This window comes from Anaerostipes butyraticus (genome assembly GCF_016586355.1).
Taxonomy (GTDB): domain Bacteria; phylum Bacillota; class Clostridia; order Lachnospirales; family Lachnospiraceae; genus Anaerostipes; species Anaerostipes butyraticus.
In genome coordinates, this window is sequence record NZ_BLYI01000070.1 from 31,398 (window position 1) to 55,778 (window position 24,381).

Sequence of the window (24,381 nt, forward strand, 5' to 3'; positions counted from 1 at the left end):
GCTGACCTTTATGGTCTGGATTTCATACCGCTTATTGTCCAGTAAGTATCATGCGTGCGAACTTTTGACAGTGTAATGGCGTTTTAAGGATGTCCTATGTTCAGCAGCAGAATAACGACCACAAACAGGAACAGAAGCGTTACACAAGGTTCTTGTCGCTGGCTCTGATGCGCTTTCCCTTGTATTTAAAAAAATGTTCATAAACACCTTTTCTGGATATGGAAAAGCGGTCAATCGTATAGACTAACCGCTTATCAATAATATAGAAATATTAAATTGTTTCGTTGAATTTATAGCCTATGTCCCAGACAATAACAATATATTTTGGATTTACAGGGTCTGGTTCAATTTTAACTCGTAGATTTCTAATCAACGAAGTCAGATTGCGTGCGTCTGTTACATCAACATATCCCCACACATACTCATAAAGCTGTTCCTTTGTAAATACCTGTCCTTTATGAGAAAATAGAAAATAAAGTAAATCAAATTCTTTCGCTGTCATAGCAATACTATTTCCATTTTCCGTAGCACAGATACGATTATAGGGATTGAGTGTAAAATCTAGCTGTTGATATATTCAGTAATGACTCTGGCAGAAAGTTCAGCATTTGTCATAATCGCTGGATGTCCACCTGTTTTGAAAATGTGCATCGTACCATTTTGTACGAGCTGGTTCATTTCTGTGTATTCCTCTACCATATTTCTACGGCACATTTCGTCTTCTAAGCTCCCCATAAAAAGAATAGGGACGCTTAAAGTTTCCAGTGGTTTGCAGAATAAAGGGCTTTATCTTCTTCGATTTTTGTCATAATTTCCTTAGCACACGGGAACCGACTATACAAGGTGTTTCCCGGTCTCATGTGCCTATCGAATTTTAATGTGTCTGTACCACTTCCGGGAAAGTGAAATACAGATATAGAAAGATTTTCCTTCTATAAAATGATACCGTTTGAAACTTTACTAATTGTATTATTCAATATATACTTAAGTTATTACAAACGAAAGGAGTGCTCATATGTCTGAACAACATCCTAAAAGTACTGACGGCCTTATGCGATATCTCCGGAACAAGAAAGGTATTGCCATTTCCGGGTCATCCCAAAAGCGAAAACTAATGAACATAGGATATTATCATGGATATAAAGGATATCGATACATTAATACACCTTCTAATAAAGTTCCCTATACTAAATTTGAAGAGTTAGTTTCTATATACGATTTTGACACACAGTTAAAATCTTTGTTTTATCCATATGTAATGTTAATTGAAACCGCTCTGAAAAATTATGTTCTTGATATTCTGGTTACCACTACAAATTCTGAGAGTTTTACTGTTATCTACAACCAACTACTTGATAATTATAAAATGTTTTCTACCACAGGAAAAACATATAAGAATGCATATGCCCGTAAAAAAGCAGAAGATAAATTTAAATATGAATTAAAACGCCGTCTAAACTTACGCAATCGAATTTATAAAATTCAAACCAACGCATATGGCAACGGAAACAAAATTGCAGATCATTATCTTAGAAAGGATATTAACCTCCCGATATGGGCTACTTTTGAACTTCTTAGTTTGGGAGAATTTGGTCATTTTGTTTCCTGCCTCAACCAAAACTGTAGAATTGCTATTTCGAAAAAACTTGGGATTCGTCCAACAGATGACACAGATGCAATGATGCCACAACGTCTTATTTACACCATAAAAGATCTCAGAAATGCAATTGCACATAATGATGTTGTCTTTGACACACGCTTTCAAACTGGAGAAATTAACAAACAAGTTGGACACGCTATTTCTAATGTAACTGGAATAAATCATCTCACCTTTAGAACTATAACAGATTACTTAATACTTGTGATTTATCAATTGAAACTTCTGCATGTATCAAAGTCAGAAATGAAACGCATTATATCTAGATTTGAATATATTGTTGAAAAATTAAGATCGAATATCCCAATAAATATCTTTCATCAAATTATCTATACAGATAATCGTTCAAAAATCATTTTGTTAAAAAAATTTGTTTCAAAGTAAAAAACTTGCATTTTATCTCTATTTCTTGTATATTATAAGTGTGAATTGTGGTACGTTTCTACGGAGCGTACTTAGGAGAATCGGATGCGTCCGGTTCTCCTTTTTATTAGTCTTTCCTTTGAATCACTAGATAGAACTTGATAACCCGTTCCATTAACCCAAAATACATCACCCGATTTTATTATACCCTTCCCAAGAAATGGCATTGGGAGACCTTCCCCTCAATAACTCACTTGCTAGTTGACGAATATATCCCGTGCGCATCATATTAATATCATTCACACTATATAGAATTTTTATCTTTAGACAGACATTAAATATGAAAGATTTGAAAACCTAACATTATAAGACTAATAATCTTTTCAACAACTTTAATCTATGTGCATCTCTTTAACTTTGTTAACAAGAATTACTACATCTTCTAAATATAAATCCGGCACAATATGTATTGCCCCACTTAGAACAACTTTCTCATTCCTCTTCGATGAACAAAAAAGCTCTTTTTCAACACGGTTACCTATGCTAATTCTGCTTCTTGTTGCTCAGCAAACTTTAATTTGCTTGTATCCCTCATATACTCCTTTTCATAATCACTGATTCCCTACCTCTCTCCAGCGTAGGCATATGAATCCCAATTTCCTTATAAATCTTTTTAATCATCTGAATCAAATCAGAGCGTTTATCTTTATAGTTAAGTAAGGCTATCGCAAAAGCCTTATAAAAATTTACCCAATCAAACTGTCCCATGACATGCCTCCTCCTTTTACTGAATCTATATCTTATTTACTTTCCCGTTTTCGACAGGATAAAACAACCTCAAACACCTGCTGTTCATTTAAACTTTTCTGAATATCACATTCATCCATCGAAATTCTTTTCTTCCTCTTACATCTTCGGTATACCACACCTGTTCTGCTTTCAGCTGTTTATTTACCTTCAAAATTTTTTCTATTAGCTGTTCGCTAAACTCCAAGAAGTAACGTCCATCTTTCGCTTTTCCTGTAGGGATTCCATTTTTCCCGGAAATATATACAATCCCATCATCCTTGAGATACCGATGAATCTTCTCAAAAAAATGCAGGATCTCTTCTTCCTGCAAATGAATCAGCGATGCACACGCCCATATTCCATCATACCGAACCATCGGATGATAATTCTGAATATCACAGCATACGATTTCCCCCGAAAAGCCTTTCCGAATTTCTTTGCAGAGATTCTTGGATGGTTCTAATGCCGTCACCTGATATCCGTACTTCTGAAAACAGCAGGCATCACGCCCGCTGCCGCTTCCCACATCCAGAATCTTTGCTCCATTTTTTAATAATGGAAGGAACCTTCGATACTGTTCTGACATATCTGCCGTAAATGTTTCTGCTGCATAACGCTCCGCATTCTTCTCATAATATTCACACATGCTCTTATCTCCTAAGAATCCAATTGGAAAATCCCATACTTTTTGCTGACTGATAAACCGGGAACATAACTTCTTCTAGGTACCCTGAAAACTCTTCTTTTGACAAACCTTCTTAATAAAGTTTATGTTTAATCTCCTGATGATTCACGTATACAGTCCGAGTCTTCAGATTCACGTCCTTCCAGGTAAGACCGATCAGCTCCGCAGCGGAGCCCGGTTCCGATCATCACCTGCAAAATCGGCAGATAGATATGGAATACCTCACAGAAATTAATCCCTACCACATATTACCTTCACTTTTTATTGCCATTCCTCATCATTCAAAGATAATTCACCTTCAGCGGTCATTCTTACAATGATAGAAAGAAATATGGTTTCTGTATCTTTAATCATTCGTATTTCGGTAGTGTTTTCTTGAACATCATAATAGATACAAAATCGATGGGATAATACATATACAAAATGAAATACAGTATCATTTTTATCAAATACTTCTGCAATCCATTCGCAAAGATGATCCTTCACATCCAAAGTTGGTATTTCATGCCGAATAACAGCAAGTCCGATTTTGTGAAATTTTGCTTTATATCGCTGAAGATTTTTAATCTTTTTTCTTATGCTTTCTTGAAAAAAACTTTTTCTCCATCTGATGTTCCTGAAGTACATATTGCAAATTTTCCTTCTTTTATAGTCAAAAAGGAATACCCCGTTGAAATAATAGCTCTTTTATGCTTTTCGTTATTCCCGTTTTTTTGCTGAAGATTAGCAAATTCACGGGAAGCTCTCATATCTCTCCACTCTACAGCAGAGGTCGCTTCGATACCTATACTGTTTTTTTTATCTTGTAAATCGGGGGCTTCTCCCGTAACCATATTTTCAAATCTGTTCGGAAACAAATAACGCAATGTCGCAAGAACTCTGTACTCCTGCGAATGCTTTTGTAATTCAGATTTGATAGGTGCCGTAAATTTTTTGTTTTTAATTTGATCTGTGTCTATTTTCATAATTACTCCGCAGGCGCAATAGGCGGTATTATAAATAAACCTTTCTGTTCATCAACTGCCCCTACTTTTGCCAATTTTTCCATACTAAACTGTTAACAATTATCTGTCTGACATTTACCAGCTGTGTTAACATAGCAATATCAAAATGTCCTACTACTTGACTTTTACTGCAATATGATATACATCCATCTTATCATACTGTTTTACATAGACTGATTTATATCCGACATAGCAGTTCCCATAGTCCCATAATTTTTTACCGACTACACCCCCAATTGCCATACTTGCCATGATAACAGTAGGATAAAATCTCATACCATCACCTAAATCAATGTTTCCTACACCGCTTGCGCTTATTCTCCTAAATACTTCATCACTAGCACCCCGGCTTGTTTTTCAACTTGGAAAACAATGACGCTAATAGATTGAGTAGTCTTATACTCCTTCTTTACCTGAATTCTAATATTTCATAATTGATATCACCATTCCATCGCATTAATTATACTCTTCCACTACACCGTTTACTACACCATTTTCTCAAAAATGACGATTTTTGACGCTCCCAGACAAAAAGTAAGAACCCGCAAAAACCTTGTAAAATAAGGCTTTACGAGCTCTGACACCACAGGACACCCCCAACGAGCCAAGAGATAGCCACTAATTTAAAATTACTCTCTGCACCGCACTAATGATTTTCTATATACATGTTAATCAACATTCCTATACTATATCATTATCAAATTTTCACATCTAAATAGCCTGCATAAAAACAACTGCCAATATTTCCGTAATTTCCATAACTTCCAATATTCCCACAGTTTCCATATGAACCATAACATATTGATTTATATGGCGAGTTATTCTTATAAAGCAATCGCTTCCCATTTACTATTTCCCCTAAATAACGTCCATGCATATCAATAAATATTCCTTTGTCAGGTAAATAATGACCAATGTTCCTACCATGAATGTCATACAATTGTCCATTCACAAAATTAGCAATATGTTTACCATGACTATCATGTAAATCAACCATTTTTCTTTCCTCCTCAAATTCTACATTGTTTACGCAATGCTTCTATTGCTTCATTGATTGCCGCATTATCTGGTTCGTTACTGTCCCATTCGTCCCAGAAATCTTTTGTTGCACTAATTGGTCTATGCGACTCTAATGGTTTATCCAATACTATTTTACTAGGTAATAGTATTGCATCTCCTACAACAAGGGCTTCCCCGACATCAAGCAATGGTAAAAATTCTATTGTACTTTTTAATGAATCTGGTAACAGATTTTTAATCACACCTTTATCCCTTTCATTTGTCAATCTTAGTACCACAAAATTATTACACTGGCTTAATATAGTTTTGCTTACATCCGCCGGTCGCTGGCTAACCGCTAAAATTGATACCCCATACTTTCTTCCTTCTTTTGCTATTCGTTCGAAATTATATAATGCTTGCTTTTGAATTGAATCAGCCTCCTCTTTTAAAGGTAAATACAAATGTGCTTCGTCACAAACAATCGTAAATGGTGTCCGCTTTTGCGGATTCATCCAAAACTGAACATCATATAATAACCTCGCCAATGTCCCTGTTACAACAGGTAAAACATCGGACGGAACTTCAGAGAAATCAATTATCTTAATTCCTTTTTGACCATCTTGATACCCCAATAGGCGACAAGTCATACTTGCCAACCAACTATACGTTTGAATCTCATCTGAAGGTTGAAACATAAATCCATAAGTTTGATATTGTCAATATTAGTTGACACATTTTTCTCAAGGATATCACTATCTATGCCGCCAATTCCAAAATCTCATAATACTGCCTGCGTTTTATCATAGGGGGAAGCCCGCCATTGGCAGAGCAGATCCTTCGGTTATTCCAGTAGCTGAGGAAGTATCTCCAAATGAGTACCTTTAATTCCTCTACAGTCATCTGCTTTGTGTCATAGCGGTCGTAAAGAAGTTCCGTCTTCATTCTGGCCCACATACTCTCACAGCGTGCATTATCATGGCAGCGTCCTCCGGCACTGTTCATGCTTTGATGGATGTGGTGCTCCCGGATGGTCTGTCGGTAGGACTCACTGGTATACTGTGTTCCACGGTCACTGTGGATTACAGCGCCTTCCAGTGCGGGATAAGCAGTCAGGGCGTTTTCCAATGTTTGGATACACAGATCTGCTTTCATATTTGTTCCCATTGCCAGACCGAGGACGCTAAGATCAAAGCAGTCAAAAATCGCAGATACATATAGTTTCCCATTGGACGCCGGAATCTCTGTGATATCTGTAATGCATTTTTCTAATGGGGCATCTGAATGAAAATCCCGCTTCAGCAGATCATCCGATTTCATGGCTTCCCGGTCTGCCTTTGTGAGCCCATTCGGCTTTCTCTTTGGCCGATGGCTCAGCCCGATCTGATCCATAACCCGGTATACGGTCCTCTCACTGGGGATATGTACTCCCTCCGGCTGCTTCAGCAACAGCGCCTGATACATCCGGATCCGTCCATAAGTATCGTTACATTCATCCTCGCTGATGATTTCTTTCATAGCATCCGCCAAATCCTGGTACTTCCAGGGACGGTCTTTGTTTGCGAGATATTTATAGAAGCCTTGCCGGCTGATACCAAGCATCCGGCAATAAAATGAAATTTTCCCGGTAATCCTGCCGTCCTCTGTTTTCAAAGCCAGAAATATCATTCTCTGGTTTTTGCTGACTTCCGACGGCTGGCGGCGAAAAAAGCGCTGGCTTCCTCTAGAAATTCGTTTTCTTCCTTCAGGCGACGGATTTCTTTATCCTGCTCCTTAACCCGCTTACGCAGCATGGTAATCTCTTCTGACAGGCTCATTGCGCTGGCAGGGGTATGGGAACCTTCCCCGATATCTAACTTACCGGCTCTTACGGCTTTCAGCCATGTATGGATGGTTCCTTCAGGGATTCCTAATTCTTTAGCAGCCTTAGCGCCGCCGATTTCTTTGGCAAGCTTTACTGCCTGTACTTTGTATTCATGGTCATATTTACGTGCCACTTTGAATACCTCCTTATTCTCTTGGTTTTATTATGAAATCCTTGAGAATAAGCTGTCAACTTTTTTTATACCACACCATTTCATATACATCCAGTGTATTGCTTCTTTCCGGATGTGTTTTATACACGGTCTCCCCCTCTTTATTCCGTTCTGTATGAGAAAATCGATGCGTGATGATAATCTTTTCGCCAAACCGGTTCGCAGAAAAAGTAATGATATCATTCTTTTGTATCTTCATACTTTTATCATAAACTTTAACCAACACCAGCGAATCGGTTCCTATCTTTGGCTCCATACTATTTGTAAGAACATTGTAAAAGCGATAAGGGATGATTCCCCTCCGGGTATCCGTAAAAAAAATTGAATAAATGATAACAGCAAGCAATCCCCCAATGCACGTTATCAAGCAAATTTTCCTTATCATTTTTGAAACTTCAAATATAGATGATATTTTTAGCTCAATGTCGCGGTTACTTTAACGGTACATGCATTCGCATTTGTTTTCATTTTTTCAAGTCCGCTTTGTGTAAAAGTAATGGTATAATTATATTCTTCGGTTCCATCTGTGACGCTGCTGTCGGTCTTTCCTGATACCCCGTCTCCTGAAAATACGATGGAGTAATCCGTCGTCTCTTCCAGTTTCTCTGATGCCTGGATGGACTCCTGCAAGGTCAGCTTTTTCGCAACGCTGTCCTCATTTGCCACATTAAACTTAACACTGCCGGATGCTATAACACTCGCTGGGTTTAAAGTGTTCGCATCTGCGGATATGTTTTGTTCCAATGTGCTGTCGGATACAGTAACCGGATTACGCATGGTCACTGTATTGCTTCTACTGTCTACCGTTACAATATCCCAGATTGCAAACGTACCAATTGACGTTGCCGTAATCATTGCAGCAGTCAAAACTGACAGAATGGTTGTTTTCTTCATGCTATAACCTCCTTATTTACGGAGTCTATCTTATCAGGCCTTCCCTCCCAGCACAAATACGTAAATCTATATGCCGGACATAACCATATGGTTATGTCTCATCGAGTCCATAACTGTTTTTAAAAAGATGGATCCATCTGGCTGCTTCGGCTGAAAAAGCTGTGCTCTGTTTTTTTAGGATCATTAAATGCACTTTATGTTTGAAAGAAGAAAATGCTGCACTTTGAATTCCCATTTTTTCCAGCTCAGAGATCTGCCACTTGTTTCCGATCATAAAAGCTGCGTTGTGTTTCACCATACTCAAGTACGTGTGATAATGATTGACCACAATACATCTTTGTGCAGTAATCTCCGGATATTCGTCTTGCAGTTTTTTCCTGCTGAATACTGTAAACTCATCCGTCTTTAGCCGAACAAACACATAGGACATCAAATGATTCATATGGATCTCATCCTGATTTGCCAGTGAATGCTTTCTATGAAAATGAATATACGGACATCCTTCATCCAGTTCGATCCATTCTAACTTTTTACGAACACAAATGCTTGTCAAAAGTGTTTTTTGAAAATCGTCTGCCACTACAATCGCAAATTCGGATACATCCTCTTCTATCTTTTTGATGCATCCGCTGATCGTAGTTTCACAAAAATCTATATCGATTTGGGCAGCATGAACCGTTGAAACATAATCTAACAAAAGACTGTCTTTTATGATGAGATTTGCAGCAGAAAAAGACAGTCTTACACTGTCGTTTTGTGCTGTCTCCTCTTTTCCCAGCTGATCCATTTGATGAATGATAGACTGGGCAAGCAGATATACTTTCTGCCCATAGGCCGTTAATTCTAATCCATTCCTGCATCGAATAAAAATCTGTTTCTTTGCCCGCGCCTCAAAATCTGAGACAACTTTACTTAAATATGGCTGAGAAACAAATAGTTTTTTTGATGCTTTCGTAATCGAACAGCTGTCTGCAATCTCTACGATATATCTTAACTGTTGAAGGTTCATGTTTCTCTCCGGCAATGAATTCGTAAACTTTAGCATTCCTATTTCTTTTGAAAAAAGAATGTAATCTTCTTTCTCTATATTTCTATTATAACCAGGAAGATCAGGGCTATGCAGCCGATTCCGACGGAAAAGTTCTAATCTGACCGTACCCTTATCCATCAGACTTCAAAAGACAAACGGTCTTCGTTTTCTGGTTGTAATTATTGACATTACATGATTGCTGGGGTAAGATATTTTTGAAGTTATGTCCTGATACAGGGACATTATGTCATAACAATAAGGAGGCATTTTATGCAGATTTCAAGCAGATTTACTTTGGCTGTCCACATCTTTGCCTGTATTGATACATTTTCCAAAGACCAGAAAGTTACCAGCCAGTTCCTGGCAGGGAGCACCAATGTAAACCCGGTTATCATCCGCCGCCTGCTGTCCCAGCTGAAAGCTGCCGGACTGGTCAATGTGGCGAGAGGCACCGGAGGCGCTACCATCGCCAAACCGCTGGATCAGATTACATTTCTGGACATCTACAGGGCAGTGGAATGTATCGATCACGGAGAACTGTTCCATTTTCATGAGAACCCTAATACCGATTGTCCGGTAGGCCGCAACATCCACAAGATTCTGGACGATAAACTGGAACGGGTGCAGAACGCCATGGAACGGGAACTGGCGTCCATCACCCTGGCAGATGTAAAAAAAGACACCGATAAATATGTTCAGGCAATCTCTTAAAACGCTTAAGGCATTTCCCAGTGCCTTAGGCGTTTTTTCTTATTTGCTTTTTCCGACACAAAACTTCCGAAGCAATTTTTTTGCGATTTTTTAATTGTAACTATTGACATTACAACGACGCCTGGTTATAATCTAATTGTAATAAAGATAATTACATCAAAAAAATATAAAGGAGATTTTATCATGGGAAAAGTAGTAGAATTCTTACAGGCAAACCCGGTACAGTATCTTGCAACCGTAGGCCGTGACGGAAAGGCAAAATGCCGTCCTTTCATGTTCTGTTTTGAAAAAGACGGAAAGTTATGGTTCTGCACCAACAATCAGAAAGAAGTTTACAAAGACATGCAGGCAAATCCTGAGATTGAAGTATCTGTTTCTTCTCCGGAATACGCATGGATCCGTCTCCACGGAAAAGCTGTATTTGAAAACAACATGGAAGTAAAAGAAGGCTGCATGGAAAATCCGATCGTGAAAGGTCAGTATGAAACTGCAGACAACCCGGGCTTCGAGGTCTTCTATCTGGAAAATCCACACGGCGTGATCGCTGATTTCTCTGGAAACCCTCCATATGAATTTTAAGGTAATAAGAAGGTGAAACTGCTATGACAGCACAGGACTATATGAAAATTCTGGTAGAGGATCTCCACTCCGCCGTTGTCTCCACCATCGGAGACGACGGACACCCGGAGACCCGTACCATTGATATGATGCTTTGGGATGACAAGGGCGTCTATTTCCTCACCGCAAAAGGGAAAAATTTTTACAAACAGCTGATGGAGCAGAAATATCTTGCCCTGACTGCCGTAAAGGACAAGAAATCCATTTCTCTGCGGGGCCGGATCCGGAACATCGGAACCGGAAAACTCAATGAAATTTTTGAAAAGAACCCATATATGAAAGAAATCTATCCGGAAGGCACCCGCAGTCCTCTGGAAGTCTTCCTCCTGTATGAAGGCAGCGGCGAATATTTTGACATCAGCCTCCCTTCCCATGTAGTCAGAGACTCCTTCGCCGTTGGCAGCGGGACCGTAAGGCGCTCCGGCTATTATGTTGGAGCTGACTGCATCGGCTGCAAACTGTGCTATTCCGTCTGTCCGCAGAAATGCATTGACATTTCAAAAAAGCCGGTGGAAATCGATCAGAATCGCTGTCTGCGCTGCGGAAAATGCGCCCAGATCTGTCCGAAGCAGATCATTGAAAAAATATAACGGCCAGATTCCTTCTTCTCTCAGAAGGATCTGGTCCTTCTTTTTATTCTTTTTTCCGGTACTTTGACGGCGCCTCCCCAAATTTCTTATGGAAAATCCTCGTCATATAATTCGGATGAACGCGAATTCTTTTGCCACATCTTTCAGGACTAATTTTTCCGCATAGTTAACATCCAGATAAAATTTCACTTCATCCGCTACAGAATTTTGTTTTCTCTGATTCTCTTCAAAAGGAATTTCTTCAAATAAATACGCCATGATCTAATTCAGCAGACTGTATCCTGATTGTTACCAATTCCGATCAGTTCCCGGATCTTACCTTTACCACAGAACGTTCCGCCGTACAAAACGAAACAGAAATCTGCTCCTTCTAAATCGGAAAAAAGAACTCTACCGGCAGCGGAGAGTTCTTTTTTCCGTCCTGGGATCCTTATTTGACTCATTTCTGATATAATGAAATCATATCATTCATAGGAAACTGAAAGGAGAATGTCTTTTATGAAAGTATTATTAGTCAATGGAAGTTCCAGGGAAAAAGGCTGCACTTACACTGCTCTGAACGAAGTGGCCCGCTCTCTGAAAGAAGAAGGAATTGAAACTGAGATTATTTTTATTGGGAACAAACCTCTGCCAGACTGTCTTGCCTGTGGAAAATGCGGGGAGACCGGCGAATGTGTATTCCACGACATTGCCAATGACCTGGTAGAAAAGGCCAAAACCGCCGATGGCTTTGTATTTGGATCTCCGGTCTACTACGCTCATCCAAGCGGCAGACTTTTAACAGTTCTGGACCGTGCATTCTATTCCGGTTCCAGATATTTCGCTCATAAACCGGGAGCTGCTGTGTTAAGCGCCAGAAGAGCCGGCACCACTGCTTCCATGGATGTCATCAACAAATATTTTACCATTGCTTCCATGCCTGTAGTTTCTTCCACCTACTGGAATCATGTATACGGCAATGAACCGGAGGAAGTAATGCAGGATAAAGAAGGCCTTATGACCATGTACAACATTGGGAAAAATATAGCATGGCTGCTGAAGTGTATCGAAGCTGGTAAGAAAAACGGAATTCCAGTTCCGGAAAACGAGAAAATCGCAACCAATTTTATTCGATAGACAAATCATAGACAGCAGGCCGCCGGAAGCGCATAATACGCTTCCGGCAGCCTGTTTTTCTCTTTTACATTATAATATTCTTTTGGTCTCTTCCTGTCTGTAAATATATATTTCCGTTTATTCCCCGATCAGAGAAAGCAGTGATGTTCCGATCATATGATCCTCCGGCTGAATGTCATAATTCTCTCCAATGGTCGCTCCGATTACCCCAAAGGTATCCTGTACCGGAAGTTCTCTCTTATTCTTCATCGATGGAGAATAACAAAGAAGCGGCACCATCTCTCTTGTATGGTCTGTTCCGGTATACGTTGGGTCATTTCCGTGATCCGCCGTAATCATCAGAAGATCATCTTCTCTCAGTCGTTCCAGAAGGATTCCAAGATTCTCATCGAACATTTCCAGTTCTTTCGCATATCCTTCAGGATCTCTCCGATGTCCCCAAAGAGCGTCAAAATCCACCAGATTCGTAAAGCATAATCCATGGAAACTGGTATCTGCCAGTTCTATCGTCTGTTCCATTCCATGCACACTGGACTGGGACCTGTGAGATTCAGTGATCCCTTCTTCCGCAAAGATATCCACAATCTTTCCGATGCTGATCACATCATATCCACGATTTTTCATAAGATTCAACATAGTGTTTTTGAAAGGTTTCACCGCATAATCATGGCGATTTGCTGTTCTCTTGAACTCCCCCTTTTTCTCTCCTACATACGGCCGTGCAATTACCCTCGCCACTTTCCAGTCCGGGCGCATGGTAATTTCTCTGGCCTTTTTGCAGCAGTCATAGAGAACATCCAGCCCTGTATACTTTTCATGTCCGCAGATCTGCAGAACAGAATCCGCGGATGTATAAAGGATCATATCTCCCGTTTCGATTTCATGCTCCCCATATTCATCCAGGATTTCCGTTCCGCTGGCCGCCTTGTTTCCCACAAATTTCTTCCCACACTTTTCTTCCAGTTCACCGATCAGTTCCTGCGGAAAGCCTGTCTCTGTAAATGTCTGAAAGGGCTCTTTGATTTCCAGTCCCATCATTTCCCAGTGACCGGTCATTGTGTCTTTCCCACGGCTTTTTTCTTTCAGCTTCATGTGGCAGCCAACGAAATCATCTGATCTGCCAAGAAGATTTCCAATTCCCAGCTTTCTTAAATTAGGAATCTTCAGGTCCTTTTTATATTCCCATATATGTCCCAGCGTATTGACTCCCTTATCACCATAGGCTTCTGCATCCGGCATCGCACCGACTCCCAGGGAGTCCAGTACGATCACAAAAATCCGTCTATACTTCTCCATAAAATCAGTCCCTTTCGATGAGTTTTTCAATGGCTCTGACTGCTACCTCTGTCTCCAGTGCAGTATCATAAAATCCTTCATTGGATAATCCTGCTTTTTCTCTTTCCTGGTTTCCTACTGCCAGAAGAATCTTTCCGCATCTCACTCCCAGATAATTCGCAACCGTAAACAATGCCGCTGATTCCATTCATATATCTCATAAACCATCTTTCCCCGCCGAAAGCCGCAAACATTGCCGTCTGGAGAGTCAGCATGGAAACACATGCGTCAATATATCCCACTTTCCTAAGGATCATAAGCACCGGCGACTTCCTGTTTCGCTCTTTGATCAGATGAGCAATGGCTGCGCCCATCTTATAGAACATATAAAGCGCCGCCGCATAAATGGTAAATCCCGGATATTGTTTCCCTCCCTGAGCGTCAACCAGCAAAATAACCATTCCCGCCAGAACAATCGTCATAAACAAAAATAAGACGCTGTTTTTGCGGTAAATCCGTATTTCATTTTTCATCCGCTCCTGCTGGTCCAGCTTCACAAACCTCCTTTCCTGCCAGACAATCCGCAGTCTCATTATACTTAAAAGAATATAATAAGCAGCCAGGCTTCCAAACCAGGCGGAGCTGCTCATTAATCCGGTTACTCCGTTTAAGACAGCAAATATCACATTTCCCGCGGTACCCGGAACCGCAGACAAAATCATCCTCATCCGATTATTTTCTTTCAGTTTTCTCAGATGCACATTTCTTTCTATTTTTTTCTTCTCCACATTTTCATCATACCATATTTTCATTTTCGTTGTCCTTTTCCACTTTTATCTTACTTCTGTTTTGTTTCCGTATTATGATTCTTTTGTTTCTAAATTATTAAAATCATGCTATAATAGTAGACAGGATTCGAAGTCCACAAACTTTACAGGAGAACACTATGAATTTGCAGAATGAGAAGGATATTAAAATTGCCTTTTTTGATATTGATGGCACTCTGATCGATATGAACCGGAAAAACATTTCAAATCAGATGCTGGATTGTCTGATCCGTCTGAAAGAAAATGATATTATTCTTTGCATTGCTACCGGAAGACCTCCGGCCAGCGTACCTCATTTCCCTGGAATCGAATTTGATGCTTTTTTAACTTTTAATGCTTCATATTGTTTCACAAAAGATAACATTATTTTGAGCAATCCGATTCCATCCTCTGATGTACAGCAGATCATCACCAATGCAAAAACAATCGGCCGTCCTGTCGCTCTGGCCGGCACCAGACAAATCGGCGCCAATGGTATAGATGATGACCTGGCCGAATATTTTGCAATTTCCAAACAGACGATCGACATTGCCGATGATTTTGAAGCACTGGCACAGGATGAGATTTATCAGATTATGGTGGGGTGCCGCGCAGCAGATCATGATCTGCTTGTAAAAAATGCACCAGGTGCAAAAGTAACAGCCTGGTGGGACCGCGCCGCAGATATCATCCCTTCCAATGGCGGTAAAGGTATGGGCGTAGAAAAAATTCTTTCTTACTATGGACTGACCAGAGATCAGGCCATTGCTTTTGGTGACGGCTCCAATGATATTGAAATGCTGGAAGCTGTGGGCACCGGCGTTGCCATGGGCAATGCCACAGAGAATGTGAAGCAGGCTGCCGATGTCGTCTGTGGTTCTGCTGCTGAGGAAGGCATTTATCATTACTGTCTGGATCATCACCTGATTTAAATCATTTTGACTCTATTCATTTTTTTCATATAGCCGGATATCATTTTTTGTGATGGTATCCGGCTTCCTTTATGTTCTTTTCTCTCTGCTCTCTGCGCTGCTCCTGTTCTTCCTTCAGTCTCATTTTTGCTTCTTCAATCGTTTCTCCGTCTTTTGTCAAAAACTGATCCACGAAGGAATCTTCGATTTCTTTATATTTTCCTACGACACTTTCCTCAATTTTCTTATATCCGCCGACTGTACTGTTTTCGATCTTTTTATATCCTCTGACTACTTTCTCTGCGATTTTCTGATTTGCTTTTACTAATTTTGATTTTGCCATATTGCCGCGCTCCTTTCCTTTCTTACTTTTTTCTGACTATATTTACAAATCCTATTCTTATTCTGTTGCTGTTTTATTCCCGATTTGTTGCTGATATGTTAATTGCACGTTTTTTCTTAAAATCTTTTAATCAGACAAGAAAGAATCCTGCTTTGCAGGATTCTCCGCCTGCGGCGGGGCGCATGAGCGGTATCTTCCGTTCCGCCGCAGTGTGATTCTCGCGGAGCGTTTTTATTTCATAGGAACGAAGTTTCCTATTAAAAAAAAAGACCCGATCTTTACAGATCAGATCCTTCTTTCAGTATCTCTTTTATTTCCGGAATGGTTTTCTTCTCACTTCTCAGCTTCATGATATAGGAAATCCGTTCTACGCTTTCCTTCCTCCTGTATCGTCTTGTCATGTTCTCCTCCTGCTGCTCAAAGGGAAGAATCCCTTCTTCCGTATAAAATTTTAAGGTGCTGTACCGTACATCCGTTAACCTTACCAGTTCTCCTATGGTAACATACTCCGCCTTTTCAATTACTTCCATGCTCCTGCGCCTGGACATAGAACTTCCTCCTTTATCCTTAGTGCGCTGCTGCTCCTGTCGCAATGATGCAGGCAATCAGCATCTCAATATGTTCTGTCATTTTCTTTGCTCTCTGCCCCCAGCTGCTCTCTCGAATCTCTTTTAATTTTCCTTTCAATTCTTTCTGTTCATATTTTGAAAAATACTCTTTCAGACAGTCTGCCTGATCCAGAAGCACGGTGAGGATTACTACATCCTCTGTAATCTCTCCTTCTTCCAGGAGTTCCGCGCGAATCTTCTCAATCACACCGGTACGTGCTTCTTTGGACGGAACCAGAATCTGCCTCTTATTCAAAAGCCCCGCTTCCGATTTTATCATCATCCCATTCTCTTCCAGAGAGTCCTTCACAGACTGGGTCAGCTGCTTCAGTGCTTTGTCCGTAAAAGTAATCATATATTCGTCAATTACTTTCTCTATCTTAACTGCCTTTTCAGGGTTCAGTTCATCATAGAGCGGTTTCAAATACGCCATTTTCTCCGGCAGTTCCGCTGTAATCTCCACCATCTTCTGATCCATGGAAATACATCCTTCCAGCTGAAGCTCCATTAATCCTGCGCCTACAAAACAGGTTGCCCGCTTCAGATCATACGCTGGAAGCTTTCCCTTTTCATTTAATGCACAAACAAGATATTCCTGTGCAATGGATAAATCTTTCATAAGATCCTCCCTTCCGCCGCATATTACTTACTACTTACGATTTAATGATACTGTGTATGTTTTGAAATGTCAACAAAAATTTTTCACTTAAAAAGAGAGCCGTTCTCCGGCTCTCCCGCTTCTATCTATATTTCCACCTTATTCAGCTGTTTGCCTTCCAGCCATGCATACAGATTTTCAAATACAATATCTGCTCTCTGTTCCATAGACTCTTCGGATGCAAAGGCAATGTGCGGTGTTACGATCGTATTTGGCGTATGAAGCAGCGGATGTTCTGCATCCAGCGGAGGCTCCGTCTCAAACACATCACAGGCAGCTCCCGCAATCCTTCCTTCTGTCAATGCCTTTGCAAGAGCCTCTGAATCTGCCACCGGACCTCTCGCCGTATTAATCAGCACCGCTGTTTTCTTCATCATCCGAAGCTGTTCTTCTCCGATCATTCCTCTGGTCTCTTCTGTTAAAGGACAATGCAGAGATACGATATCTGCCTCTTTTAACAGTTCCTCCAGCGTTACCTGACGGTCAATGGCCGGATGTTCCACTCTGCTTCTGCTGTATGCGATCACTTTACAGCCAAACGCTTTACAAAGTTCTGCTGTTCTCTTTCCAATCGCTCCGGCTCCTATGATACCAACGGTTTTGCCGCACAGCAGATTCCCGATCAATCCGTCTTTTGTTCCGCCTTCCCTGCATCTTTGCTCTGTCTGTTTTACATTGCGAAGCAGCTGGATCATGAAACTGATGCAAAGTTCTGCCACAGCCTGCGTTGCATACCCGGAAGCATTGCTGACGGCAATTCCCCTTTTTCCCGCTTCATCCATCGGAATATGATCCACACCGGTAAATGCCACATCGATATATTGAAGGTGAGAGGCTCTCTCAATAGCTTCCCTGCTCAATGGCATATTGGCAAGCATGATAATATCTGCATCTTCACACCGCTCTGCCTGCACCCTGGGATCTGTATTTTTTTCATAAACGACAAATTCATGTCCCATTTCATTTAACTTTTTCGTTTGTTTCCGGATAATTTCTTCCGAAACTCCCAAACCCTCCAGCAATACAATTTTCATTTTACGATATCCTCCTGTTCCCTTTTTTCTTTTAAGTATAGCATGAATCCAGATGGAATCTATTCTTTTTCATAAAAACCCTTCTGTTATAACATCTGCCTATAACCAGTCCTTATTATTAAATATTATACAGGACTTCCATCGTCTGATATGATACTAACCAGACAAAACAAACAACGAATTCAGGAGGCAAGATTTATGACAAAAATACACACACCTTTTCGATATGACTATGTAGGAAGTTTTTTAAGACCAGAAGCTTTGAAAGCTGCAAGAGCTGATTTTGAAGCGGGAAAAATTTCAGAAGAAGAACTTCACAAAACAGAAGACCAGTGCATTACAGACCTGGTAAACAAACAGAAAAAAGCCGGATATCATGTGATCACAGACGGAGAATTCCGCAGATCCACATGGCATCTTGATTTTATGTGGGGATTCAATGGTGTGGAACATCATAAGACAGAAAAAGGAATCGCGTTCCACGGGGAACCTGCCCTGATTGACGATACTTACCTGGTTGGAAAAATCTCCGCCGGACACCACCCATTTGTAGATCATTTTAAATTTGTAAAAGCTTTGGAAGATGAAAATACTGTGGCAAAGCAGACCATTCCGGCTCCTGCTCAGTTCCTCCTTCAGATGATCGTACCTGAAAATCTGGAATCTACCAGAAAATTTTATCCAACAGATGAAGAACTGATTGCCGATATTGCCAAAGCTTATCAGAAAGTCATCCGCGATTTCTATGACGCCGGATGCCGCAATCTCCAGTTTGACGACTGCTCCTGGGGACTGTGCATGTCAGATGAAGAAAACGGAAACAAAGAAGTGAACGATTATATCAAAGGCACCATGGAACAGCTTTTAACCGTCAATAACCTGGCGCTGGAAAATAAGCCGGAAGATCTGGTTGTGACAACCCATGTCTGCAGAGGAAATTATCACTCTACTTTCTTTAGCAGCGGCGCCTATGATCCTGTGGCGGAAACATTATTTGTCCGTGAAAATGTCGATGCCTACTATCTGGAATATGACGATGAACGTTCCGGTGGATTTGAACCATTGAAATATGTGCCTGAAAATAAAAAGGTTGTTCTTGGTCTGATCACAACCAAGTCTCCGGTTCTGGAAGATAAAAACGAAGTGATCGCAAGGATTCATGAGGCAGCAAAATACGTCCCTCTGGATCGTCTTTATTTAAGCCCTCAGTGTGGATTTGCTTCCTGTGAGATTGGAAACAAGCTGACAGAAGAAGAACAGTGGGCAAAATTAAAACTCGTAAAAGAAATCGCAGAAGAAGTCTGGGGCGCATAAATGCCCTCACATCAAACAATCCGGGAACCCGGGGAGTTATCCCTGAATTCCCGGATCTTCTTTACTAAAATAGAATCCCGGCTCGTCTCAGCCGTTGTAACTGAACGATCTGCTGTATTCTGACAGACACTTAAAACAAAAATGAGTCCTGTCAGAAGCACTGCTGCTATTTTCTATTTGATTTTCTGATCTCCCGTTGACCATACATGATCTTCTTTTGCCGCTGCCTTTGTATTCTGTGCCATAACACCTACCAGGCGGTGCGGTACATACGGCTCTTCCAGATATGCTGTTTCTTCCGGACTCAAAACCAGGTCAACTGCCTTGGCGGCACCTTCAATATGAGGCAGTTTCGTGGCTCCTACAACCGGTGATGTAACCTTTGAGATCAGCCATGCAAGAGCAACCTCCGTCATAGAAACTTCATGCCGGTCCGCAATCTCCATCACCCTGCGGATAACCGCGTCATCCTGCTGTGCCGTTGCGTCATATTTAAAATGCGCATATTCATCTTCCTGCTGCCGTTTGGATGTTTCTCCCGGGCGCTTGGACAGCTTGCCCCCTGCCAGTGAACTATATGGCGTCAGCGCAATATTTTCCTCTCTGCAGTAAGGCACCATTTCTCTTTCTTCTTCCCTGAAAATCAGATTATAATGTCCCTGAATGGAAACGAACTTAGCGAATCCTTCTTTTTCTGCCAGCGCATTTGCCTTTGCCAGCTGCCATGCAAAACAATTGGAAATTCCGATGTATCTGGTTTTTCCTGCTTCTACCATTCGGTTCAATCCATCCATAATCTCATAAATCGGCGTTTCATAATCCCACATATGGTAAATATACAGATCCACATGATCCATACCAAGATTGCTGAGGCTCTGATTCAGCATCCGCTCAATATGCTGCTGTCCGCTGATTCCTTCTTCTATTTCCTCCGGTGTTCTCGGCAGAAATTTAGTTGCTACGACTACATCATCCCGTTTGGCAAAATCTTTCAGTGCTCTGCCTAAATACTGCTCGCTGGTACCGCTCTGGTACGCAATTGCCGTATCAAAGAAATTAACGCCTAATTCCAGTCCTCTCTTGATGATCTCTCTGGAATGTTCCTCATCGATTGTCCATGTGTGCTGTCCATGCTGGGCATCTCCGAATCCCATACATCCCATGCAGATTCTGGATACATTCAAATCTGAATTCCCAAGTTTTGTATACTTCATATCTGATTCTCCCTTCTAATTATCCTGATTTTCACTGCTCATTTCTTTTCGGATTTCATGACGAAGATAATCCAGCCGTTCCAGCTGTTTTTCCTTAAAATGGATCTCATCCAGCACGGCATTTCTCTGTCTGCACAGCATCTGCATCCGCTGACCCTTTGTCTCCTGTTCATCCAGGAGCAGTCTCATATATGCTTCTACCTCCTGACTGGTAAATCCCACATCATGGAGTGTCATAATCAGGCTCAGCCATTCCAGATCTGAATCATCATACTGCCAGGCTCCCATTACTTTTTTCACCGCTTTGCACAGCCCCCATGTTTCATACTCTTTTAAAATCTTCATGGGAATCTGATACCGCTCACTGGCTTCATGGATTGTCATTGCTCCGTCCTTTCCTTATCTTTGTCCTTATGTTCTTTCTGTGATTATTGTACCCCCTTAGGCCGGATCATGTCTAATACCCTGTCAGAATCTTTGAAAATGCCTAAAAAGAATGTTTAATAAAATCAATAAATCTGGATGATGTCTCGGAGAATGTCTGGTTTTTCTTCCATGCAAGAACTGCTCCTGTCTCAAGTTTCGGTTCCAGCGGTACAAACCGAAGTCCGTCATACTGATTGTCCAGCCTGAAACAAAGTGCCGCTCCAACACCATTTCGAACCATGTTGGAAGCATTCAGAATCAGATTATAGGTAGCGGCAATCTCAATTTTATCATAAGCATCCCCAAACCAGTTGGCCAGTTCATTCTGTACGATTTCCCGTTTGGCATTTAAGATCGGCTGTCCGATCAGATCTTCCGGAGATACTGCTTCCAGAGATGCCAGCGGCGAATCTTCCCGGACGAGAACTCCCCACTGCTCTTTCTCCGGCATACGCACGAATTCGTATTTCGCAATATCCACTGGTTCCATCAAAAGTGCCAGATCCAAAATTCCTTTTTCCATCCGTTCTTTGATATCATCTGCAATCGCACTGTACACATCATAACGGATCAGTGGATGTTCCTGCCGAAACTGTGCCATTTTTTGAGAAAGAAATGTCATATTCCTCGTCTCCCCGCATCCTATGGCAATCTCTCCGGCAAGTTCGGCTTCCTCTTTTGAAAATTCCCTTTTCGTTTTCTCCTCCAGTTCGATCATTTCCTGAGCGCGCCGCCGAAGCAGCATTCCTTCCTCCGTCAGGACAATGTGATATTTCCCCCGGTGAAACAGCTTCACGCCCAGTTCTTCCTCCAGCTGCATCAGCTGTCTGGAAAGAGTCGGCTGTGTAATGTGCAGAAGTTTTGCCGCTTTGGTAATATTTTCTTCTCTTGCTGCCATCAAAAAATATCTTAAAACTCTTAACTCCATAGATTCACTCCTTCTATTTGATGATACCATTTTCAAAGGATTTTGTATAATAAAAGAAAAAACAACGGTCCATCTGCCGGGTTTTGCCCTGCATCCTGACCGTTGTTTCCTGTCTTTCTATTTTTTTCTACGCTGAGATTACCGCCTGCAAATGTTTTCTGTATGCCTTCCGGCATTTTGCATTGGTTTCCACTTCAATCCAGTTCAAAAGATTGATCTGTACCGCCTGAAAATAAATATTATAAACTTTCGCTGCCCATTGTTTCATAGTGAACATCCTTTCTGTCTGTTTCCTGTTACAATTTAAATGGTAACAGGCTGCCCTATGGTTTTCAGCGTCAAATCTTAAATATCAGTATGGTAAATTCTCAGATATTCTCTATTCCAGCTCCATTAATGAATCTTCCTCCTGTACTTCCGTGTTCTCCGGAATGCGGTTTTTAATAGAATTTCCACTGGTTACGATTAAAATCGCTTCTGAAGGATATCCGCCTTCCTTTATCACATCCAGATCCACGGTCACCAGCTTGTCCCCGACGGATACTTTCTGCCCCTGTTTTACATGAGGGCGGAATCCTTTTCCATTGAGTTCTACCGTATCAATGCCGATATGCAGCAGCACCTCTTTGCCGTCATCTGTCAGAAAACCATATGCATGACCTGTCGGAAATGCAGCTTTCACAGTTCCTGCTACAGGAGATTTAAAATTACCATCAGATGGAACTACAACAATCCCATCTCCCATTATTTTCTCAGAAAACATCCCATCTTCCAAAGATTCCAGGGATGCAGTCTTCCCATTGACCGGCGCATACACGCAGTTTTCATTAAAAACCTTTTTTTCTTTTTTCTTTCTTCCAAATAATCTCATGCTTTTCCTCCATTATTCCAAATTTTCTCCATTGGATGCAATTACCTTCTGATACCATGCAAAACTGTCTTTTTTGCTTCTTTTCAGAGAGCCGTTTCCTTCATCGTCTTTATCTACATACACAAATCCATATCGTTTCCGCATCTCTCCTGTGCCGGCTGATACAATATCAATCGGCGCCCATGTCGTGTATCCCATAACGTCGACTCCATCGATATCCACCGCGTCTTTCATTGCCTGAATATGGCTCCGGAAGAAATCCACTCTGTAAGGATCATGGATCTGTCCGTCTTCTGCCACTTCATCCGCCGCGCCAATTCCATTTTCCACGATCATCACCGGAAGCTGATAACGGTCATAAAGATTGTGCAGGGTAATGCGGAATCCCATAGGATCGATCGCAATTCCCCATTCGGTTGCTTCCAGATACGGATTGATCACTCCCAGAAGCAGCGGATCGCTTCCCTCCTGTTTCGGAGCTGCCGTAATCATAGACCGGTAGTAGCTGATTGCTATATAATCTACTGTTCCCTCTTTCAGGATTTCATCATCTCCGGACTCTTTCTGGATATGGATCCCATTTCTCTCGAAATATTTCAGCTGATAAGACGGATAGTATCCTCTGCACTGTACATCCGCAAAGAAGTACTGACGGCTTGCCTGTTCCCAGGCTTTCTGCACATCCGCCGGATTACAGGTCTCCGGATATACTGTGCAGCGAGAGGCTGCCAGCATACATCCGATCTTAAAATCCGGATTGATCTCATGCCCGATCTTCACTGCCATGGCGCTGGCTACAAACTGATGATGGGCTGCCTGCATTACCGTCTGAAGATCATCTCCCGGAACTCCGGATGATAAAAATCCAAAGTAAATGTTATTGATTTCATTAAATGTCATCCAGTATTTTACTTTGTTTTTATAACGTTCAAATACCGTCCTGCAAAATCTGATAAAACAGTCAATCGTACGCCGGTCTGCCCATGACCCCCACTGATTTGTTAATTCCAGCGGCACCTCAAAATGATGCAGCGTTACCATAGGCTCGATTCCATATTTCAGCAATTCATCGAACACATTGTCATAAAATTTCAGTCCTTCTTCATTAGGTTCTTTTTCCATTCCGGTCGGAAAAATCCTTGGCCAGGAAATGGACATCCGATATGTCTTGAATCCAAGTTCCGCAAACAGTGCGATATCCTCTTTATAGTGATGATAGAAATCCACGGCATCATGGCAGGGATATTCGTATCCGTCCAAAACCTCAAATCTGGCTCCTTCCGGGAGATCCTTTACTGCCACGCCTTTGGTCAGATGTCTGCTTCCATCCGGAAGCGTATAGGTTGCGCCTCTTGCCTGATCCTTAGAACCTTTCGTCATCACATCCGTGTTCGCCGGACCTCTTCCTCCTTCGTTCCATCCGCCTTCATACTGATTGGCTGCCGTTGCGCCGCCCCATAAAAAATCACTTCTAAAACCCATTTTAACCTCCTGTTATCCT

33 protein-coding genes are annotated in these 24,381 nt (G+C 41.4%); 7 read left to right on the forward strand and 26 right to left on the reverse strand.

What is annotated here, in order from left to right:
• Positions 1 to 271 precede the first annotated feature (271 nt).
• Positions 272 to 577, reverse strand: coding sequence for a helix-turn-helix domain-containing protein (locus JMF81_RS15175; protein WP_308805598.1), 306 nt, complete (start codon positions 575 to 577; stop codon positions 272 to 274).
• A gap of 438 nt (positions 578 to 1,015) precedes the next feature.
• Between JMF81_RS15175 and JMF81_RS15180 the strand changes: the two genes are divergently transcribed.
• A complete protein-coding gene (locus JMF81_RS15180; protein WP_201312271.1) occupies positions 1,016 to 2,041 on the forward strand; it encodes an Abi family protein in 1,026 nt (341 codons plus the stop codon).
• A 570-nt stretch (positions 2,042 to 2,611) separates the two neighbouring features.
• Here JMF81_RS15180 and JMF81_RS15185 read toward each other — a convergent pair.
• The 12 genes from JMF81_RS15185 to JMF81_RS15240 all read right to left on the reverse strand — a co-directional run bounded on the left by JMF81_RS15185 (position 2,612) and on the right by JMF81_RS15240 (position 9,436).
• Complete coding sequence (locus JMF81_RS15185; RefSeq protein ID WP_201312272.1) at positions 2,612 to 2,788, reverse strand: hypothetical protein; 177 nt, start codon at positions 2,786 to 2,788, stop codon at positions 2,612 to 2,614.
• Positions 2,789 to 2,876: 88 nt separating this feature from the next.
• Positions 2,877 to 3,455 (reverse strand): class I SAM-dependent methyltransferase, encoded by a 579-nt coding sequence (locus JMF81_RS15190; protein ID WP_201312273.1) that lies wholly within the window; start codon positions 3,453 to 3,455, stop codon positions 2,877 to 2,879.
• A gap of 300 nt (positions 3,456 to 3,755) precedes the next feature.
• Complete coding sequence (locus JMF81_RS15195; RefSeq protein WP_201312274.1) at positions 3,756 to 4,121, reverse strand: hypothetical protein; 366 nt, start codon at positions 4,119 to 4,121, stop codon at positions 3,756 to 3,758.
• Entirely contained in the window at positions 4,070 to 4,459 is a 390-nt protein-coding gene (locus JMF81_RS15200) for a hypothetical protein (RefSeq protein ID WP_201312275.1), read from the reverse strand. Before JMF81_RS15200 ends, JMF81_RS15195 begins: the two co-directional genes overlap by 52 nt.
• 153 nt (positions 4,460 to 4,612) lie before the next feature.
• Positions 4,613 to 4,774, reverse strand: a complete 162-nt coding sequence (locus tag JMF81_RS15205) for a hypothetical protein (RefSeq protein WP_201312276.1) — start codon at positions 4,772 to 4,774, stop codon at positions 4,613 to 4,615.
• A gap of 421 nt (positions 4,775 to 5,195) precedes the next feature.
• Positions 5,196 to 5,495, reverse strand: coding sequence for a hypothetical protein (locus JMF81_RS15210; protein ID WP_201312277.1), 300 nt, complete (start codon positions 5,493 to 5,495; stop codon positions 5,196 to 5,198).
• Positions 5,496 to 5,508: 13 nt separating this feature from the next.
• Positions 5,509 to 6,147 carry an ATP-binding protein gene (locus JMF81_RS15215; RefSeq protein WP_243282709.1) on the reverse strand — a complete coding sequence of 213 codons (639 nt, stop codon included), beginning with the start codon at positions 6,145 to 6,147 and terminating at the stop codon, positions 5,509 to 5,511.
• A gap of 109 nt (positions 6,148 to 6,256) precedes the next feature.
• The gene (locus tag JMF81_RS15220; RefSeq protein ID WP_201312278.1) at positions 6,257 to 7,165 is read right to left on the reverse strand and encodes an IS3 family transposase; all 909 of its coding nucleotides are present in this window, start codon (positions 7,163 to 7,165) and stop codon (positions 6,257 to 6,259) included.
• Entirely contained in the window at positions 7,162 to 7,494 is a 333-nt protein-coding gene (locus JMF81_RS15225; RefSeq protein WP_087179774.1) for a transposase, read from the reverse strand. Before JMF81_RS15225 ends, JMF81_RS15220 begins: the two co-directional genes overlap by 4 nt.
• Before the next feature lie 55 nt (positions 7,495 to 7,549).
• The gene (locus JMF81_RS15230; protein ID WP_201312279.1) at positions 7,550 to 7,732 is read right to left on the reverse strand and encodes a hypothetical protein; all 183 of its coding nucleotides are present in this window, start codon (positions 7,730 to 7,732) and stop codon (positions 7,550 to 7,552) included.
• A 215-nt stretch (positions 7,733 to 7,947) separates the two neighbouring features.
• On the reverse strand, positions 7,948 to 8,427 hold the full coding sequence (locus JMF81_RS15235) for a hypothetical protein (RefSeq protein WP_201312280.1): 480 nt from the start codon (positions 8,425 to 8,427) through the stop codon (positions 7,948 to 7,950).
• Positions 8,428 to 8,518: 91 nt separating this feature from the next.
• Positions 8,519 to 9,436 (reverse strand): LysR family transcriptional regulator, encoded by a 918-nt coding sequence (locus JMF81_RS15240; protein ID WP_201312281.1) that lies wholly within the window; start codon positions 9,434 to 9,436, stop codon positions 8,519 to 8,521.
• A gap of 291 nt (positions 9,437 to 9,727) precedes the next feature.
• Here JMF81_RS15240 and JMF81_RS15245 point away from each other — a divergent pair, with 291 nt between their 5' ends.
• The 3 genes from JMF81_RS15245 (at position 9,728) to JMF81_RS15255 (ending at position 11,376) form a co-directional block, all read left to right on the forward strand.
• Positions 9,728 to 10,168 (forward strand): Rrf2 family transcriptional regulator, encoded by a 441-nt coding sequence (locus JMF81_RS15245; RefSeq protein ID WP_201312282.1) that lies wholly within the window; start codon positions 9,728 to 9,730, stop codon positions 10,166 to 10,168.
• Between the two features lie 183 nt (positions 10,169 to 10,351).
• The gene (locus JMF81_RS15250; RefSeq protein WP_201312283.1) at positions 10,352 to 10,747 is read left to right on the forward strand and encodes a pyridoxamine 5'-phosphate oxidase family protein; all 396 of its coding nucleotides are present in this window, start codon (positions 10,352 to 10,354) and stop codon (positions 10,745 to 10,747) included.
• Positions 10,748 to 10,770: 23 nt separating this feature from the next.
• Positions 10,771 to 11,376 (forward strand): 4Fe-4S binding protein, encoded by a 606-nt coding sequence (locus tag JMF81_RS15255; RefSeq protein ID WP_201312284.1) that lies wholly within the window; start codon positions 10,771 to 10,773, stop codon positions 11,374 to 11,376.
• Positions 11,377 to 11,478: 102 nt separating this feature from the next.
• On the opposite strand, the gene JMF81_RS15260 is transcribed toward JMF81_RS15255, so the two are convergent.
• Entirely contained in the window at positions 11,479 to 11,634 is a 156-nt protein-coding gene (locus tag JMF81_RS15260) for a hypothetical protein (protein ID WP_201312285.1), read from the reverse strand.
• 240 nt (positions 11,635 to 11,874) lie between these two features.
• Here JMF81_RS15260 and JMF81_RS15265 point away from each other — a divergent pair, with 240 nt between their 5' ends.
• The gene (locus JMF81_RS15265; protein ID WP_201312286.1) at positions 11,875 to 12,492 is read left to right on the forward strand and encodes a flavodoxin family protein; all 618 of its coding nucleotides are present in this window, start codon (positions 11,875 to 11,877) and stop codon (positions 12,490 to 12,492) included.
• Between the two features lie 117 nt (positions 12,493 to 12,609).
• Here JMF81_RS15265 and JMF81_RS15270 read toward each other — a convergent pair whose 3' ends face one another.
• Positions 12,610 to 13,788 carry a phosphopentomutase gene (locus JMF81_RS15270; protein ID WP_201312287.1) on the reverse strand — a complete coding sequence of 393 codons (1,179 nt, stop codon included), beginning with the start codon at positions 13,786 to 13,788 and terminating at the stop codon, positions 12,610 to 12,612.
• A 77-nt stretch (positions 13,789 to 13,865) separates the two neighbouring features.
• Complete coding sequence (locus JMF81_RS15275) at positions 13,866 to 14,579, reverse strand: hypothetical protein (protein WP_201312288.1); 714 nt, start codon at positions 14,577 to 14,579, stop codon at positions 13,866 to 13,868.
• Positions 14,580 to 14,713: 134 nt separating this feature from the next.
• Here JMF81_RS15275 and JMF81_RS15280 point away from each other — a divergent pair, with 134 nt between their 5' ends.
• Entirely contained in the window at positions 14,714 to 15,505 is a 792-nt protein-coding gene (locus tag JMF81_RS15280; RefSeq protein ID WP_201312289.1) for a Cof-type HAD-IIB family hydrolase, read from the forward strand.
• Between the two features lie 40 nt (positions 15,506 to 15,545).
• On the opposite strand, the gene JMF81_RS15285 is transcribed toward JMF81_RS15280, so the two are convergent.
• From JMF81_RS15285 to JMF81_RS15300, 4 genes are all read right to left on the reverse strand, one after another.
• Positions 15,546 to 15,827, reverse strand: a complete 282-nt coding sequence (locus tag JMF81_RS15285; protein ID WP_201312290.1) for a hypothetical protein — start codon at positions 15,825 to 15,827, stop codon at positions 15,546 to 15,548.
• Between the two features lie 278 nt (positions 15,828 to 16,105).
• Positions 16,106 to 16,375 carry a helix-turn-helix domain-containing protein gene (locus JMF81_RS15290; RefSeq protein ID WP_201312291.1) on the reverse strand — a complete coding sequence of 90 codons (270 nt, stop codon included), beginning with the start codon at positions 16,373 to 16,375 and terminating at the stop codon, positions 16,106 to 16,108.
• Between the two features lie 19 nt (positions 16,376 to 16,394).
• Positions 16,395 to 17,054: a GOLPH3/VPS74 family protein gene (locus JMF81_RS15295; RefSeq protein WP_201312292.1), complete on the reverse strand. Its 660-nt coding sequence runs from the start codon at positions 17,052 to 17,054 to the stop codon at positions 16,395 to 16,397.
• A 125-nt stretch (positions 17,055 to 17,179) separates the two neighbouring features.
• Positions 17,180 to 18,127, reverse strand: a complete 948-nt coding sequence (locus JMF81_RS15300; RefSeq protein ID WP_201312293.1) for a 2-hydroxyacid dehydrogenase — start codon at positions 18,125 to 18,127, stop codon at positions 17,180 to 17,182.
• Between the two features lie 198 nt (positions 18,128 to 18,325).
• Between JMF81_RS15300 and JMF81_RS15305 the strand changes: the two genes are divergently transcribed.
• The gene (locus tag JMF81_RS15305; RefSeq protein ID WP_201312294.1) at positions 18,326 to 19,441 is read left to right on the forward strand and encodes a 5-methyltetrahydropteroyltriglutamate--homocysteine S-methyltransferase; all 1,116 of its coding nucleotides are present in this window, start codon (positions 18,326 to 18,328) and stop codon (positions 19,439 to 19,441) included.
• 173 nt (positions 19,442 to 19,614) lie between these two features.
• Here JMF81_RS15305 and JMF81_RS15310 read toward each other — a convergent pair whose 3' ends face one another.
• The 6 genes from JMF81_RS15310 to JMF81_RS15335 all read right to left on the reverse strand — a co-directional run bounded on the left by JMF81_RS15310 (position 19,615) and on the right by JMF81_RS15335 (position 24,362).
• Complete coding sequence (locus JMF81_RS15310) at positions 19,615 to 20,655, reverse strand: aldo/keto reductase (RefSeq protein WP_201312295.1); 1,041 nt, start codon at positions 20,653 to 20,655, stop codon at positions 19,615 to 19,617.
• Between the two features lie 15 nt (positions 20,656 to 20,670).
• Positions 20,671 to 21,039, reverse strand: a complete 369-nt coding sequence (locus JMF81_RS15315) for a MerR family transcriptional regulator (RefSeq protein WP_201312296.1) — start codon at positions 21,037 to 21,039, stop codon at positions 20,671 to 20,673.
• Positions 21,040 to 21,142: 103 nt separating this feature from the next.
• Positions 21,143 to 22,009, reverse strand: coding sequence for a LysR family transcriptional regulator (locus tag JMF81_RS15320; RefSeq protein ID WP_201312297.1), 867 nt, complete (start codon positions 22,007 to 22,009; stop codon positions 21,143 to 21,145).
• A gap of 127 nt (positions 22,010 to 22,136) precedes the next feature.
• Entirely contained in the window at positions 22,137 to 22,277 is a 141-nt protein-coding gene (locus tag JMF81_RS15325) for a hypothetical protein (RefSeq protein ID WP_201312298.1), read from the reverse strand.
• Between the two features lie 111 nt (positions 22,278 to 22,388).
• Positions 22,389 to 22,880 carry a PTS sugar transporter subunit IIA gene (locus JMF81_RS15330; RefSeq protein ID WP_201312299.1) on the reverse strand — a complete coding sequence of 164 codons (492 nt, stop codon included), beginning with the start codon at positions 22,878 to 22,880 and terminating at the stop codon, positions 22,389 to 22,391.
• A 12-nt stretch (positions 22,881 to 22,892) separates the two neighbouring features.
• Positions 22,893 to 24,362, reverse strand: a complete 1,470-nt coding sequence (locus tag JMF81_RS15335) for a family 1 glycosylhydrolase (RefSeq protein ID WP_201312300.1) — start codon at positions 24,360 to 24,362, stop codon at positions 22,893 to 22,895.
• Between the last annotated feature and the right edge of the window lie 19 nt (positions 24,363 to 24,381).

What these genes read in the sequence shown, in the direction of transcription:
- JMF81_RS15245 (WP_201312282.1), top strand. Translation starts at nt 9,728, where the DNA reads ATGCAGATTTCAAGCAGATTTACTTTGGCTGTCCACATCTTTGCCTGT.
- JMF81_RS15210 (WP_201312277.1), bottom strand. Translation starts at nt 5,495, where the DNA reads ATGGTTGATTTACATGATAGTCATGGTAAACATATTGCTAATTTTGTG.
- JMF81_RS15310 (WP_201312295.1), bottom strand. Translation starts at nt 20,655, where the DNA reads ATGAAGTATACAAAACTTGGGAATTCAGATTTGAATGTATCCAGAATC.
- JMF81_RS15255 (WP_201312284.1), top strand. Translation starts at nt 10,771, where the DNA reads ATGACAGCACAGGACTATATGAAAATTCTGGTAGAGGATCTCCACTCC.
- JMF81_RS15275 (WP_201312288.1), bottom strand. Translation starts at nt 14,579, where the DNA reads ATGAAAATATGGTATGATGAAAATGTGGAGAAGAAAAAAATAGAAAGA.
- JMF81_RS15195 (WP_201312274.1), bottom strand. Translation starts at nt 4,121, where the DNA reads ATGTACTTCAGGAACATCAGATGGAGAAAAAGTTTTTTTCAAGAAAGC.
- JMF81_RS15215 (WP_243282709.1), bottom strand. Translation starts at nt 6,147, where the DNA reads ATGACTTGTCGCCTATTGGGGTATCAAGATGGTCAAAAAGGAATTAAG.
- JMF81_RS15280 (WP_201312289.1), top strand. Translation starts at nt 14,714, where the DNA reads ATGAATTTGCAGAATGAGAAGGATATTAAAATTGCCTTTTTTGATATT.
- JMF81_RS15320 (WP_201312297.1), bottom strand. Translation starts at nt 22,009, where the DNA reads ATGGAGTTAAGAGTTTTAAGATATTTTTTGATGGCAGCAAGAGAAGAA.
- JMF81_RS15305 (WP_201312294.1), top strand. Translation starts at nt 18,326, where the DNA reads ATGACAAAAATACACACACCTTTTCGATATGACTATGTAGGAAGTTTT.
- JMF81_RS15235 (WP_201312280.1), bottom strand. Translation starts at nt 8,427, where the DNA reads ATGAAGAAAACAACCATTCTGTCAGTTTTGACTGCTGCAATGATTACG.
- JMF81_RS15250 (WP_201312283.1), top strand. Translation starts at nt 10,352, where the DNA reads ATGGGAAAAGTAGTAGAATTCTTACAGGCAAACCCGGTACAGTATCTT.
- JMF81_RS15295 (WP_201312292.1), bottom strand. Translation starts at nt 17,054, where the DNA reads ATGAAAGATTTATCCATTGCACAGGAATATCTTGTTTGTGCATTAAAT.
- JMF81_RS15315 (WP_201312296.1), bottom strand. Translation starts at nt 21,039, where the DNA reads ATGACAATCCATGAAGCCAGTGAGCGGTATCAGATTCCCATGAAGATT.
- JMF81_RS15270 (WP_201312287.1), bottom strand. Translation starts at nt 13,788, where the DNA reads ATGGAGAAGTATAGACGGATTTTTGTGATCGTACTGGACTCCCTGGGA.
- JMF81_RS15330 (WP_201312299.1), bottom strand. Translation starts at nt 22,880, where the DNA reads ATGAGATTATTTGGAAGAAAGAAAAAAGAAAAAAAGGTTTTTAATGAA.
- JMF81_RS15285 (WP_201312290.1), bottom strand. Translation starts at nt 15,827, where the DNA reads ATGGCAAAATCAAAATTAGTAAAAGCAAATCAGAAAATCGCAGAGAAA.
- JMF81_RS15190 (WP_201312273.1), bottom strand. Translation starts at nt 3,455, where the DNA reads ATGTGTGAATATTATGAGAAGAATGCGGAGCGTTATGCAGCAGAAACA.
- JMF81_RS15325 (WP_201312298.1), bottom strand. Translation starts at nt 22,277, where the DNA reads ATGAAACAATGGGCAGCGAAAGTTTATAATATTTATTTTCAGGCGGTA.
- JMF81_RS15240 (WP_201312281.1), bottom strand. Translation starts at nt 9,436, where the DNA reads ATGAACCTTCAACAGTTAAGATATATCGTAGAGATTGCAGACAGCTGT.
- JMF81_RS15220 (WP_201312278.1), bottom strand. Translation starts at nt 7,165, where the DNA reads ATGATATTTCTGGCTTTGAAAACAGAGGACGGCAGGATTACCGGGAAA.
- JMF81_RS15265 (WP_201312286.1), top strand. Translation starts at nt 11,875, where the DNA reads ATGAAAGTATTATTAGTCAATGGAAGTTCCAGGGAAAAAGGCTGCACT.
- JMF81_RS15335 (WP_201312300.1), bottom strand. Translation starts at nt 24,362, where the DNA reads ATGGGTTTTAGAAGTGATTTTTTATGGGGCGGCGCAACGGCAGCCAAT.
- JMF81_RS15300 (WP_201312293.1), bottom strand. Translation starts at nt 18,127, where the DNA reads ATGAAAATTGTATTGCTGGAGGGTTTGGGAGTTTCGGAAGAAATTATC.
- JMF81_RS15230 (WP_201312279.1), bottom strand. Translation starts at nt 7,732, where the DNA reads ATGAAGATACAAAAGAATGATATCATTACTTTTTCTGCGAACCGGTTT.
- JMF81_RS15180 (WP_201312271.1), top strand. Translation starts at nt 1,016, where the DNA reads ATGTCTGAACAACATCCTAAAAGTACTGACGGCCTTATGCGATATCTC.
- JMF81_RS15200 (WP_201312275.1), bottom strand. Translation starts at nt 4,459, where the DNA reads ATGAAAATAGACACAGATCAAATTAAAAACAAAAAATTTACGGCACCT.
- JMF81_RS15290 (WP_201312291.1), bottom strand. Translation starts at nt 16,375, where the DNA reads ATGTCCAGGCGCAGGAGCATGGAAGTAATTGAAAAGGCGGAGTATGTT.
- JMF81_RS15185 (WP_201312272.1), bottom strand. Translation starts at nt 2,788, where the DNA reads ATGGGACAGTTTGATTGGGTAAATTTTTATAAGGCTTTTGCGATAGCC.
- JMF81_RS15205 (WP_201312276.1), bottom strand. Translation starts at nt 4,774, where the DNA reads ATGAGATTTTATCCTACTGTTATCATGGCAAGTATGGCAATTGGGGGT.
- JMF81_RS15260 (WP_201312285.1), bottom strand. Translation starts at nt 11,634, where the DNA reads ATGGCGTATTTATTTGAAGAAATTCCTTTTGAAGAGAATCAGAGAAAA.